At 65.9% G+C, this 13,250-nt stretch carries 6 protein-coding genes and 1 pseudogene; 3 read left to right on the top strand and 4 right to left on the bottom strand.

What is annotated here, in order from left to right; translation table 11 throughout:
• Window positions 1-28: 28 nt before the first annotated feature.
• The 4 genes from K8Z49_RS23335 to K8Z49_RS23320 all read right to left on the bottom strand — a co-directional run bounded on the left by K8Z49_RS23335 (window position 29) and on the right by K8Z49_RS23320 (window position 7,891).
• Complete coding sequence (locus tag K8Z49_RS23335; protein ID WP_412520880.1) at window positions 29-2,098, bottom strand: hypothetical protein; 2,070 nt, start codon at window positions 2,096-2,098, stop codon at window positions 29-31.
• Between the two features lie 384 nt (window positions 2,099-2,482).
• The gene (locus K8Z49_RS23330) at window positions 2,483-6,541 is read right to left on the bottom strand and encodes an NACHT domain-containing protein (RefSeq protein WP_412520878.1); all 4,059 of its coding nucleotides are present in this window, start codon (window positions 6,539-6,541) and stop codon (window positions 2,483-2,485) included.
• Window positions 6,528-6,962, bottom strand: a complete 435-nt coding sequence (locus tag K8Z49_RS23325) for a DUF6375 family protein (protein WP_412520876.1) — start codon at window positions 6,960-6,962, stop codon at window positions 6,528-6,530. The genes K8Z49_RS23330 and K8Z49_RS23325 overlap by 14 nt, the downstream gene beginning before the upstream one ends.
• Complete coding sequence (locus K8Z49_RS23320; RefSeq protein ID WP_412520874.1) at window positions 6,959-7,891, bottom strand: radical SAM protein; 933 nt, start codon at window positions 7,889-7,891, stop codon at window positions 6,959-6,961. Before K8Z49_RS23320 ends, K8Z49_RS23325 begins: the two co-directional genes overlap by 4 nt.
• A 486-nt stretch (window positions 7,892-8,377) precedes the next feature.
• On the opposite strand from K8Z49_RS23320, the gene K8Z49_RS23315 reads away from it, so the two are divergent.
• The 3 genes and pseudogenes from K8Z49_RS23315 (at window position 8,378) to K8Z49_RS23305 (ending at window position 13,227) form a co-directional block, all read left to right on the top strand.
• Window positions 8,378-9,556 carry a tyrosine-type recombinase/integrase gene (locus tag K8Z49_RS23315; RefSeq protein WP_412520872.1) on the top strand — a complete coding sequence of 393 codons (1,179 nt, stop codon included), beginning with the start codon at window positions 8,378-8,380 and terminating at the stop codon, window positions 9,554-9,556.
• 760 nt (window positions 9,557-10,316) lie between these two features.
• Window positions 10,317-11,849: pseudogene (locus K8Z49_RS23310) on the top strand (ISL3 family transposase).
• Window positions 11,850-12,162: 313 nt separating this feature from the next.
• Window positions 12,163-13,227 carry a hypothetical protein gene (locus tag K8Z49_RS23305; protein WP_412520870.1) on the top strand — a complete coding sequence of 355 codons (1,065 nt, stop codon included), beginning with the start codon at window positions 12,163-12,165 and terminating at the stop codon, window positions 13,225-13,227.
• The last annotated feature ends 23 nt before the right edge of the window (window positions 13,228-13,250 follow it).

The raw sequence follows: 13,250 nt of genomic DNA, 5'->3' as shown, positions 1-13,250 counted from the left end.
GGACGTAGCCTTTCGGCATGCGCAAGGCTTACCGTTGGCGGTCGATGCACTGGGTGATCTCGTCGATGACCGGGCCCCAGTGGTCCCAGACGTCCTTGATCAGACGCTGGCCGTCGATCGCCTTGCCGCTGAAGCGGTACGGCTCGTGCTCCTTGCGCAGATAGATCATCTGGCCGTCCAGGCGCGCGATGCCGCGGGTCTGTAGAACTTGGACAGCGGCCTGGAAGTCGGTGCCCTTGAGGGCCTGACGTCCTCGCAACTTGTGGATGAAGGTCCCGCGCTCGCCTCGGTGACCGTGCGCACGGGTGAGGTTCATGAACATATTCAGGAACCGGACCGCACGGTCATTGGCGTTGATCTTGTGAGGAAGTTCCAACATCGCTCTGTACCCGACCCAGGGGTAGTGCAGCGTCGTGCCCTCGGGGACCCGCAGTTCGAAGGTCCCATTCCGCGGCTCCCTGGTGATCATGTGGGGAAGGTCGAGGCCGGGGTTCACCACCTCGATCGTCACCATGCCGTCGCTCTCGCCGTTATCGGCTGCCGGCCCCACGCGATGGGCGAACTCAACCGCCGTCCCCTTGATGGTCAGGGTGTTGCAGTGGAGGAAGACGTCGGGGCCGAGCACGACCGGGGTTCGGCGCGCGGGGATCTCCAGCGTCGCCGAGGTCGAGACAGTCAGGCCTTCCACCGGGCCATGCAGGTGCAGGACCTGCTCGGTTTCGGGGATCATTGTGAAGGTCTTCTCGTAGGGCGCGTCGGCCTTCTGGAGGCTCATGGTGACCTCGTAGTAGCCGCCGTCGGTTTCGATCGCGGTCACCGTCGCCAGGGCTCCGCTGAACTCACCGGCGGTGATCGAGGCGTGCAGGGCCGCAAACTCCCAGTCGTCGACCATCGGGTCATCCTGGAGGGCAACCAGGTCAAACAGCAGACTGGAGTCGTTGCCGATCTCGATCAGGCGCTGGCCGTTGATGAGCGACCCGAAGAGCTGCGAGGCGGTGTAGGCGGCAAAAACCGTGCTGGCCCAGCGACCCTCGTTGCGGAAGGGGTGGTCGGCCACGAACGAGCGGATCTTCTCCCGATAGTCGTGGCGGACCTTGAGGTCGGTGATGTGCGACAGGTCGGGTTCCGGCCCCTTCTCCAGGTCATGGCACAGCCACCGCAGCTGCTCGTCGGGAGGGTAGACCACGGCGGGGTCCAGGCCGATTTCGTCGGCCAGCTTGGCCATCTTGTCCTGGTCCCGCTTCAGCAGATCCTCCAGCACGCGCTGCAGCTCGGTCAGACGGTCGGTGCCCTGGCCCGTCGAGCCGAAATTCTGCGCGAGCGCATAATGGTTGTCCTCGCGCAACAGCACCGCCGCCACCGCGTCAAGGACCGGGGGATAGCCTGCGAACGTCTCGGCGTCCTGACCGGACACCGCCCCGGCCACCGAGTCCAGGACCGCATCGCGGGCCGCCCGGTAGAAGGTGCCCTCCAGCGTGGTAGATCCCGACCGCCGTCTCACCACGCCATCGACGTAGGCGCAGCGCTCCTGCGGTCCGAAGTGGGAGATCTCCAGCCAGGCGGTATCTACATCCGCAGCAGCCAAATCAAACCAGACCTCATCGAGGGTCCGCTCCCGGCCGAACAACACAAACCGGCAGCCGTGTTGATGAGCGGTGGCGATCGACTCCACGAAATCGGCCCAGGAGGTTCCCGACACCAGGGCCCGAGCCTCATCCAATGAGTCGATCAGGATCATCGGGTTGGACTGCTGCGCCAGCCTCCCCGGCACGTCTGCGGAACCCAGATACTGTCCAAGGACATAGAACAGCGACGTGCCACTGACGGCCTTGTCCTGCTCCAGCTTCCACAGTGGCGCCCCCAGCCGGTACGACAGTTCCTCGGCCGTGCGGCTCTTGCCGGCCGCACCGCGCGCAGAGACCAGGACCACCGGTGCCTCAAGCCCCCCGGGCCCCAGATACTCCTCCCGCAGCACCATGGTCGGAGGGACGAAGAGAGGCCCGCTCTCGGCAACCTTGAACGCAGCCTGCGGGACGCCAGGGAAACCCACCTCTCCCAGCGCCGTGACGAACTCGGGAAACGAAAGCTGCGTGTCCATCGAGCAATTCCATCGGCTCACCCACCGGGAATCAAGCACGAATCAATCCCAAACCGCACTACCGGCAGCACTACCACGCCTGTCCTGGCCAGTCGCGGTGGGGCGCGTGGGACTCGAACCCGCAACCTACGGACCAAGAGCGCTCCCGACGTAGCAGCTCGGCAGGTCCAATGCCGTGCTGTGCCGCTTTGTCCGCATCCACGCCGTTGCAGTGCAGCCCGATGCCGAGCACCGTGCCGTCCCGTTTGTGAAACCGTCGAGCCGGCAACGAGCTGACATGCTGACGCCGCGGCCAATCCATGAACATGTATTGATCATCACGGGACCGGTACAGACGGCCGAGCCGAACTGGCCGAGCGATTGGGGCGGTAACTCGGTGGTCTCTCAACTAGCTGGCCGCGGGGGAGGCCCGAGTGGTGGTTCTGGCTTATCGAGCACCCTGACTTCACGCCACACGTGCGCGAAGGTCTGATGCACGCCATGGATCCAGGAGGGCACCGAGCGCCAGTCGACGGTGACTTCGCGCTCGCCCCAGGCGACCTGCATGATCTGGCGGTCTTCGGCGAAGTCGTCAACCAGGTCACGGCGGAGGAACAGCAGGTGTCCGCGCCATGGTTCTTCCGTGCGGAAGGTTGCTGAGGCGCGTCTACCGTCGAAGCCGACGAGATCCAGGGTGCCGGGGAGTTGACGAAGTCGGAATCGGTCTGCGACCTCGAAGGACGCCACGTCGTAGGACCGGTCTAGGGCGGTCGGTGACTCTCCTTCGCCGGTCGCTAGTGTCACGGCCAACTGACCCAGCGCGATGCCCTCGCGTTGCTGGCGGTGACGCAACGTCGGACGGGAGTAGGCGTCATCGTCATCGACGTTCACCGCGAACCTTGGGCTCCAGGGCATCTCTCCTGCGAACACGCCCCGGATTGCCGGGAGTTCGGGGAAAAAATGATTACCGAGGTACTCGAGCCTGCGGGCGAGGTCACGGGCGGGATCCACATCGGCTGGGTCCAGCAAGAGGGTGCGGAAGAATGCGAATACCTCCCGTCCTTCACGTCGATGCTGCAGAAAGCCTTCGACCAGCAGCCAACCCTCATTGACACCGTGGATTTCCTCCGGTGACCACAGCTCCGCTGGCACGTTCACGGCACCGGTCCGGAGCCAAACCTCGTCGTCTATTGGGCCGGTGGGGGCCCATGCTGGAAGCTGGATGGTTGCCGCTGGTGGCTCAATAGGGAAGGTCGGGTCGATGTCGGGCTGCACGTGACGCCCGCCTCCGACCCACCACCGATCCCGGTTACGCCCGGCGTCGGCGAGACGGCCGACGAGTTCATAGTAGGCAATCCAGCCGTATTTCTTGCCGTAGCGCTCTACCTTCGCACGGGCACGCCCGAACCGGCTCGAGTCCTCGGCGATTGCCCGGTCGACGTCTCCGAGAAACGCAGTGCGCCATCCCAGTTCCCAGACGCGGGCCATGACCTCGCCGCGGGCGTAACGGAAGTCAGCGTGGTCGAAGTCGTAGTTTCCTCTGTCCGTGAATGCGGACCCGATCACGTAGTTTTCGAAGTCCATGCCGAAGGTGCTGGCGCTCTCCTTGGCGTTCGGGTCGTCGTCGGCCATCACCGATGCAGGCGGAATGGCCGCAAACGTCAGCGCGAATGGATCGACCCCGTCGGGTACCGCGCCCGGGTGCAGGGTTCCGGCGAACTCGTAGGTCGCCCGTACGTAGCTGCGCAGCAACTCATGGGACGTTGGGGTTGATCCGTCGATGATAAAGTGGCCGTGAAGTTCAGAAAGCCACCCGGCGAGCGCGCGCTCGAACGGCCCACCCGGATCGGGCATCTGATGGGCACTGGCGGCACCGAATGCGGCACCGACGACTCGTTCGATAACGTAGGGATCGTCAACATCGAGCATCCGGGTTGCGAGATCGAACAGTCGTTTCGGTTCGGGGCGGCCGTAGCGCTGCAGTGCCTTCGTCGCTAGATCCCGCACGTCGTGATTGGTGGATGTCAGCAGCCATGCCATCGCGAGCGCGTCCAAGTCGTCGCTCTCGTGGCGGTCCAGGGTTTCGCTCCAGCGCCTGATCGCTTGTTGGATGTCGTCCACGATGTCGTCCTGGAGCGGGTTACCGGTGCGATGGCGGACCCATTCGGTCCATCTGCGGTCACGTTCCGGTAGCGGCAGCAGGCGAAGGATCCGGTCGAGAAAGTTGGCGTTCAGGCGGTGCGCCGGGGATCTGCGGATCTCCCAGAGCCGGTCGAACGGATGTCGATGCCCGTACCCGCGAGGCTCAGGGGGCCGCCAGTCCGGGCTGGTGAGCAACGTTGCTAGTTCATCGGCCGTACCGTCATCGAGAAATCCAGACTCTGAGTTGAGTTCCTGCGCGAGCGCCCACGACCGATGCTGTTCCGGGGCGAGGCGCCAGAGATGGTGTGTGGTGAACCGGCGGGGCACCAGCCCGACCAGGCTGATGGCGACGTCCTCGCCAAGGGGGTGGTCACCTTCGCCTAGGAGGGACTTCCACAAGGTCGGTTCCGCGAGCCGCTCCTCCGTCTCGGCACGGGTCATCTGCTCAAGGAGCGCGTCGGCGATGAGATACCCGGCGAAGCGATCGAACAAGATTCCGGTCTGAGTGTCGTCACCTCCGTCGACCTCCTCGCGGAAGAGGACCCCTTCCTCTTCTAGACGCCGGAACAGGCTCTCGTCCCAGTCGCTCTCGTGGGCGTCGAGGACCGCCTTGGCCTCATCGGACGGGAGTCGGCGGACGCGGCGCGTCCACATCCGCATGGCTAGCGTGGCGAGGCGCCGCTTGATCTGGTCAGCGGGCACCGTCCTACGGGCGGGGTCTTGGGCAAGTCGCTGGGTCACTCCGTGGCGGTAGCGCTCGAACACACCGACCAGAGAGGTTGGGAGCTTCTCGGCCCCCACCAGCTCCTGCCGATCGTGGTTTGCGGCTTCGCAGTACATGCGGAGGAACAGCGGGTTGCGGAACATCCTGGTCGGTAGCCAGGTGTCAGTAGTGTTGATCAGGTAGTCATCAAAGTAAGCTTGAACAAGGTCTTTGGCTTCGGACTGGTACCACTCGAGCTCCATGATCGTGGCCGTGTCCGGGACGGCATGAGCTGCGAGTATCTCGCGGAGAGTGACGATCACCATTACGTTCGGGTAGTCGCCAAGTGCCGGTGCCAGCTCGGCGAGGAGCACACGCCACTGCGAAGGCCGCTCGGCTTCGTTCAGCCCATCGATAATTAGGGGAATCCGGAAGCCAGCACGGGCGCCGGCTGAGTTCAGCGCCTCCAAGAGGTCGTCGAAGCGCTCGACCCTCAGCCCGGCGATCCGTCGTGCCAGGTCGTCGAGGTTTCCGCCGGCTTGCAGGTGTCCGCCTTGTATGAATACCCCAGCTGTTGGTCGGTCCGTCGGAGCGGTCAGCTGGGCGGCTAGGTGCGTTTTGCCTTGCCCGGCAGCGGCGACGACTGCGATCAATGGGGCCTGGGCGTCCGTTTGCGTGTCCTGCAGCCATTGGACGATGTCACGGATCTCTGCACCGAGCCCGGTAACGGCCAGAGCCACCGGCAGGCGCCGTTTTCGTAGTTCGAGCACGAAGCGGCGAAGAGCGCGCGGTGATGTGGCCGGCGGCTGGAGGTCGGCGATGCGCTCACGAACCTCGTTCGGCCGGAGATTTCGTCCGGCATCGATGATCGCCCGCAGGTCGTGGACAAACCGGTCCAGGTCATCGGCGATTTCTTCGGCGTTGGCACGCACGTCGTCGCCGATGCCGGCGAGAGCGTCCCGGAGCGCGCCCGTTCGGAAGTTGATCTCCTCGGCGCGCTCATCCAGCCAGCCGAACGATGCAGGACGCAGTAGGAGCCGGTCGATCCGACCTTCCACATGATTGGAGGTATGCAACCGTGGCACCCACCGGGCCTCGACCGGTGCTACAGAACGCTTATGGGCCCTCGCAAGCGTGTCCGGGGTTAGGGCGAGTTCTCCGAAGAAGGTGGAGCGGAGTTCGTCATACCCGGAGAGTTCTGCGTCGAAGTTCTCCGCAGCCCAAAGTTTCGTGGCAATGCCCCGGGCAGGTCCCAGGCCATCGATCCACTCCTCGTCCTTTTTTGCCGGACGCTGGGGAAGGCATAGCACGAAGTCGGTCAGCCCGTCGACGTACTTGATCGCCTTATCGACAGAGTCCTCGATCTGTTTGCGCTGGCCCGCCGTGAGCGCGTGATCTTTGGCGAGGATGAACCATTTGCACGACCAGCCCCATATCCGGCCCGGATCCCCGAGTGTGCCGGAGTGTTCGATCCGCAGGTAGAACTCGACACCGGGCTGGTTACGTCGTTCTCGGAGAGTGCCCAGTCCTCCGTAGCGGCGGGACACGATCGCCCGGGTGAGCACCTCGAAGTTCTTGTCGGCGGCGCCGGGAAGGCGCTCCAAATCAGTCAGATCCACCTTCGGCCTCTGCTGCCTGCCTCAGTCGTGGCGTTCCGTCCTCGTTCCAATCGTGGCGAGAGAACACCTCGACCCGCGCCCCAAGGTGGATGAGGACCTTCAAAAACCCCTGGACTTCAGACTCTTCGGTCCGAATACGAACAGTCGATCCGTTGCGTTCGATCGAGTAGTCGTGACCGTAAATGTCGACATCGGACCGCCCCATGTCGTAGAGCTCTAGCTTCATCAGCTCATTGGCGAGAGCGGTGGGCATGCGCTCGTCCTGGCGCCGCCAATCGTTGTCGGGCCACTCGGCCTCGCCTAGGGGCTTCAAAGCCTCCATACGCTCCATCGCCGCCTCCGCACCGGCCACCGTCTCAAACGTCCCGATCAGAACCAGATCCATCGAGTGCTCCGAGCCGTAGCTGTGCCAGATCCTCATTCCGCCTCCCTCAGAGCTTGCACGGCGTCAAGGATGGAACCCTCGATCGGCGTTCCCTGCGACGCATAGGCGTGGGGACGCAGGACGCCGGTCGCGTCAACGTGCATGTGGGCGTCCAAAGCACGTTCACCTGGGATGACCTCGACGGTCGGTACCGAGGTCTCAAGCCCGGAACGCGAGATCGCGAGGCGTACCCCGGGCCTGGCAGCGCGTATCCACCGAACAAGGCGCTCTGCATCGGCATCGGAGATACCCGGTGTGGCCGCGGTCGGCTGCTCGGGCAGCAGCAGGAGTTCGGATGCGCCAACGTCGACGGCGAACTCGGCGAGATCGTCAAGCACACTAATCGTGTCGGAGTTCACGACCGTGTTGATGCCGATCGGAGCGACTGAACGAAGCAGTGCGGCAGCGGAAACCACCGCCGTGAACGGTCGACCTCGGAGCCGCTCGTAGGTGGCCCCGACCCCGTCGACAGACAAGCGCGCGAAATGCACGGACCCCCGCAGAGCATCGGCGAGGTCCGGGGTCAGCCGATGCCCGTGCGTGGTGAAGGTCACTGCCATCGACGTCGACTCTGCGACCCGAGCGCAAAGCTGGGCGAACCGGCGGTGAGTGGTCGGTTCCCCACCCCCGAAACCGACGCCCAGGCATCCAGCACCGTCGAGCTCCACCGCCCAGGCGACCACACGGTCTACGTCCAGCGCGGCAGCCTGCTTGGGCGCATAGCAGTAGGCGCAGCGAAGCTCGCAGGCGTTCGTCAACGCTACCGAAACGTACCGGGGGGCACGGGAAACCTGCTCGGCGGGTACCTGCACCTCATCGAGCAAGACGTTCAACCCGGAAACCCGGTCGAACAGATGCACCCCAGCTTTGGATAGACGGACCTTGCACATCATCGGCACCAGAATGCCACCGCTCAGGGACAGCACGCAGGCAGCGGTGCGAACTGAGCCATCCGGTTGGATGTGACGAGGTTCAAGGCTGTCGTGAGGAGCGGACGTGGCGGGTGGCGTTTGGTGACGTCTGGCTTGGTCGAAATGGCGTTGTCTCCCCTGGGGTGTTCCGATGGAGCGCACGATGGTCGGATGAGACGTGTTCGGGGTTCCGGTGGCGTGTACCGCCGGTGTGGGTGTGAAGATCCGGTTTCGGGCCGGGCGGTGGGTGGCAGATGCCCCCGGCTGGCGATGGAGCGGAGCCACGGGAGCTGGTATCTGCGGCTGGAACTGGGCAGTGGTCCGGGCGGGATCCGTCGGCGGGTCCGGCGGGGCGGGTTCCCCACCCGAAAGGCGGCCGAGGAGGAGCTGCGGCGGTTGCGTGGGCCGACGGGCAGTGCGTTGACGGTGGCGGAGTGGCTGGGGCGGTGGTTGGCGAACCATCCAGGTGCCGTGTCGACAGTGGCCGGTTACGCCGATCACGTGGAGCGTTATCTGGAGCCGTTGCTGGGTGATCTGCTGGTGGCGGAGGTGTCGGTCGGGCATGTGGAGCGGATGCTGGCCACGATCGCGCACGACCATGAACAGAGAGGACGGCCGGTGACGGCGGCGACGCTGCACCGGATCCGGGCGACGTTGCGTGCGGCGTTGAATGCCGCGCTGCGGGCGGGGTTGATCGAGGAGAACCCGGCGTCGCTGGTGGTGCTTCCATCGGCGCGGCGGCCGCGTGCGGTGGTGTGGACTGCGGGTCGGGTCGAGCAGTGGCGGCGGACGGGGGAGCGCCCGAGCGTGGCGGTGTGGACGGTCGCGCAGACCGCGCAGTTCCTCAACGGCATCCGGAGCCATCGGCTGTACGCCGCCTACCACCTGATCGCGCTGCGCGGGCTGCGGCGTGGCGAGGCGGCCGGATTGCGGTGGTGCGAGGTCGACCTGGACGCAGGAACCGCGGTGATCTGCCGGCAGGTGCAGCGCAGGAACGGGCGGCTGACCGCGTGCGCGCCCAAGACGCCGCGCAGCAACCGGGTGATCGCGCTGGACCGCACCACCGTGACAGCGTTGCGGGTGCACCGAGATCGGCAGCGGGCCGAGCAGGAGGCGTTCGGTGAGGGTTACCGCGACAGCGGTTATGTGTTCACCAATCTCAACGGTGAGCCGGTGTCGCCGGGGTGGTTGACGCATCAGTTCCAGCGGTTGATCGCTGAGCAGGACATGCCGCCGATCCGGTTGCACGATCTGCGGCACGGCGCCGCGCCCCTGGCCCTGGCCGCGGGTGTGGAGTTGAAGGTGGTGCAGGAGATGCTGGGGCATTCCAGCATCGTGCTGACCGCCGACACCTACACCAGCGTCCTACCCCAGGTCGCCCACACCGCAGCCGAGAAGACCGCCGCCCTGCTCATGCACGCCGCCGGCATCGTGCCCGGCACCGACCGCCGCCGCGGCAAAGGCCCGACCCGCCGCAAGCGGTGCGTCCCACGCAACGGACAGGCGCGGCTGCCCCAAAAGCGCACCACAGGACGAACCGACGTACGCGTGCGCGCCCCCGGGCTCGACCGGCCGCGCAGTCTCCCGCGTTGTAGCGGCTCGCATGCGACCCAGAGCTTCGGCTCCCGACATGAGATCTTCGACCGGGAAAGGACAACCGCATACCGGTTCCGCACCTGACGACCGGTCGGTGCGCGATCCAGCCCTGCCCGAGCGGCGGCCTGGAGGAGAGGAGCCCTTGCAGGGCTTCTGTTCCTGCATCCCCGTCCCCAGGAGGGCCTCATCTCGGCCCCAGGCGTGATCAACCATGCGGGGCGTAAAGCGTGTTTGCCCTGGTGAGGGTGGTGGGTCGCGTGGGACTCGAACCCACAACCTACGGATTAAAAGTCCGGAGCTCTCGTATCAGAGCAGTGCTCTCAATATCAGACCGTACCACTCTGTCCACATCCAGCACCATCCCCGTGCCGCCAGGTTCCGTTCCGTGCCAGTCCGGTTCGGAACCACCGAGCAGACAACGAGCAAACACACCCGGCCAACGGTTGTTCGGAGCAGAGGCCTGTGCGAGTTTGAGTCGGTACAGAGCACGTGTCTGATGCTGCGCACGGAACCTTCCGCGCAACCGCGGGGCCGAGCAAGACCAGGTCACCGTGCCGCTGCTGCCGCCCAACCATCCACGCCGGCGCGGAGCCGAGGACAGCGTTTCCTGCACGTACTCCATGTATGCGGAACCATCCCCGCATGCGCGGGGCCGACCCCTCGAATTCAATGCCCTGCGGGCTAATCACCGAACCATCCCCGCATGCGCGGGGATGGTTCGACCCGATGTGCGACGAGGCCGACCAGGTCCGGCTCGGCCCCGCGCCCGCGGGGGACTGTACGGTTTTCGGCTCTGTCGCATATTCGGTGGTGACGCCCTGGTTTCGTGGTATCACGATCGGTCATGCAGGAGATCAACGATCTTGTGAAGCTGGTGTTCTCCGGGCTTTCTCCACTGGTCATCGAGGACGTGGTGGACCAGGGCGAGCTGATCTGGGTGCGGGCGCGGACTCCCGGCGGCCCGGCGACGTGCCCAGGTTGTGGCACCGGGTCGGTGCGGGTGCACGGTTATCAGCAGCGGACGGTCGCCGATGTTCCGATCGATGCTCACAGGGTCGTGGTCGCAGTGCGGGTACGCCGACTGGTGTGCCCGGCCCGGGGCTGCGTCCAGACCTTCCGTGAACAACTGCCCGGCATCCTGGAGCGCTACCAGCGCCGCACGCCCCGGCTGGCCTCGCAGATCGGCGCGGTGGTCCGAGAGCTGGCCGGCCGCGCCGGCACACGTCTGTTATCCGGGTTGGGTGTGCTGCTGTCCCGGCACACCGCGCTGCGCGTATTGCTGCGACTGCCACTGCCGGAGCGGCCGGTGCCGCGGGTGCTCGGCGTGGACGACTTCGCGCTGCGCAAGCGCCGCAGCTACGCCACCGTGCTGATCGACGCCGAAACCCGGCAGCGCGTCGAGGTGCTGCCCGACCGCAAGGCCGACACCCTGGAGGCGTGGCTGCGCGAGCACCCGGGCGTCCAGATCGTCTGCCGGGACGGCTCCGGCGCCTATGCCGAGGCGATCCGCCGTGCCCTTCCCGACGCGCAGCAGGTCGGCGACCGATGGCACATCTGGCACAATCTCGCCGAAGCGGTGTTGAAGGAGGTCGCCGCGCACAGCGCGTGCTGGGCCAAAGCCGGGCCGCCGCCGCGCCAGGGCAAACGCGCCGCCACCACCCGCTAACGCTGGCGGCAGGTCCACGACCTGCTGAACAAGGGCGTAGGACTGCTGGAATGCTCCCGCCGCCTGGGACTGGCGCTCAACACCGTCAAACGCTACGCGCGCCTCCCCGAGCCCGAACGACTGGTGCGCGCCCCCCAGTACCGGCCCACTCTGATCGATCCCTACCGCGACCACCTGCGCCGACGCCGCGAGCAAGACCCGGCGGTCCCAGTTCTGCAACTGCTGGAGGAGATCAGGCAGCTCGGCTACGCCGGCAGCCAGAACCTGCTCTACCGCTACATCACCCAGGGACGCGTCGAGGCCGACCGTCCCGCGATCTCACCACGCCGCCTCACCCGCGACCTGCTCACCGCCCCCGACCGGCTCAAGGACCACCAGAACGAACGGCTCGACGCATGCGTCGCCGCCTGCCCGGAGATGACCGCCCTCGCCGGCCTCGTGCGCTCCTTCGCCGCCCTGCTCGCCCCCGCCGACGGCAACGCCGATCGCCTGACCGACTGGATCACTCAAGCCAGAGCCGAAGACCTGCCTCACCTGCACGCTTTCACCCGCGGGCTCGATCTGGACCGCGACGCCGTGAACGCTGCCCTGACCCTGTCCTTTCACAACGGCGGCACCGAAGGCGTCAACACCAAGACCAAAATGATCAAGCGCCAGATGTACGGACGCGCAGGCTTCCCGCTTCTTCGACACCGCATCCTGCTCGGCTGACACCACCGTCCGTCACCACCGAATATGCGACAGAGCCGTTAACTGGACAGACCCCCGAACCGCCTTGGGGCATGGCTTGCTTGTTATGTATTCGGCACGGGGATACTAAGTTAGCGGTTGGCATCAGTTTGGTCGTCAGCTCGGGCAGGGATGAAGTTGCTCTTCATATGCGCCCGTAGCCAAGGCGGTGGAAGCGGCCCCAGCGGAGTGCGGACCCAGTTGGTGGGCCCGGGGCCCAGTGAACGCGTGCGAAGTTTCAGTTGCCTCTTCCGGGTAGGGCCCTGAACGGTTTGTGTCGGGGGGGAGCGGCGGGTTGGCCGACGACAATGTGGTGCGCGTGGTGTTGCGTGCTGACCCTGGGCTGCCATTGGAGATCGTCCGTCAGATCGCCGAATCACTACCCGACGACATGCGGGAACGCTCGGCGGTACCGGCGGACTGGGAAGTCGACGCCGGGCCGGGGGCCTTGACGGCCGACGAGCAGGTTGAGGCAGAGCACCTGGCGGATGTCCTGGTCGGCCAGTTCCCCGGTGGAGCGTACGACGTCGCCGTGTTCGTGACCGATCTGCCACGCCGTCGGGGAACCCAGCCGATTCTGGCGGAAGTGAGCAGGGCCGAAAAGATCGCCTTGTTGTCGCTTCCCGCCCTTGGCTGGTTCCATCGGCCGAGCCGGGCTCGCCGCGGTGTGGTGGATCTGGTCACGATGATCTATGACGGGACGCCGCCGAGGTTCGCCCAGGAGTACACCGTCCGCCGGGCCGATCCCGGACGGTATGCCGAGCAGCGGTTCGTGACCCCGGGGCTGCTGGGCCAACTCAGGCTGCTGGCCGGCATGATCCGGGCGAACCGGCCCTGGCGGCTGTTCGCCGGCTTGTCCAAGGCGCTGGCCGGGGTGTTGGCGACCGCGGCGTTCGCGGTAGTCAACGCCACCGTCTGGAATATCACCGATGCGCTCGGTCCGATCCGGCAGGCGGTCCTGGCGGTGCTGGCGGTCGCGGCCTTGCTGGCGTGGCTCATCATCGACCATCGGTTGTGGGAACGCCCGGACGACGTCATTAATCGCCAGCGTGCCAAGCTGTACAACGCTGTCACTCTGGTGACGTTGGTGATCGGTGTGCTGTGCCTTTACGGGGCTGTTTTCATGCTGACGATCGTGCTGGTGCCCGTGGTGCTGACCGGCAGTGCGCTACGGTCCAACCTCGGCCATGGGGCCGAGTGGAACTTCTATTTGTCGATGGCCTGGCTCACCACGTCCATGGCCACGGCGGGCGGTGCACTCGGCTCGGGGCTGGAGGACGAGTCGGCCGTGCGTGACTCCGCGTACGGAATCCGTCAACGAAGCCGCCTGGAGCAGCAGAGGAAGCGCGACACCTCGTGACCGGGGCCTGCCCGCCCTTGGAC

It is taken from the genome of Actinomadura madurae (assembly GCF_047130825.1).
Classification (GTDB): Bacteria; Actinomycetota; Actinomycetes; order Streptosporangiales; family Streptosporangiaceae; genus Spirillospora; species Spirillospora madurae.
This window is presented reverse-complemented; position numbering and strand designations above follow the sequence as displayed.

What these genes read in the sequence shown, in the direction of transcription:
- K8Z49_RS23335 (WP_412520880.1), bottom strand. Translation starts at nt 2,098, where the DNA reads ATGGACACGCAGCTTTCGTTTCCCGAGTTCGTCACGGCGCTGGGAGAG.
- K8Z49_RS23325 (WP_412520876.1), bottom strand. Translation starts at nt 6,962, where the DNA reads ATGAGGATCTGGCACAGCTACGGCTCGGAGCACTCGATGGATCTGGTT.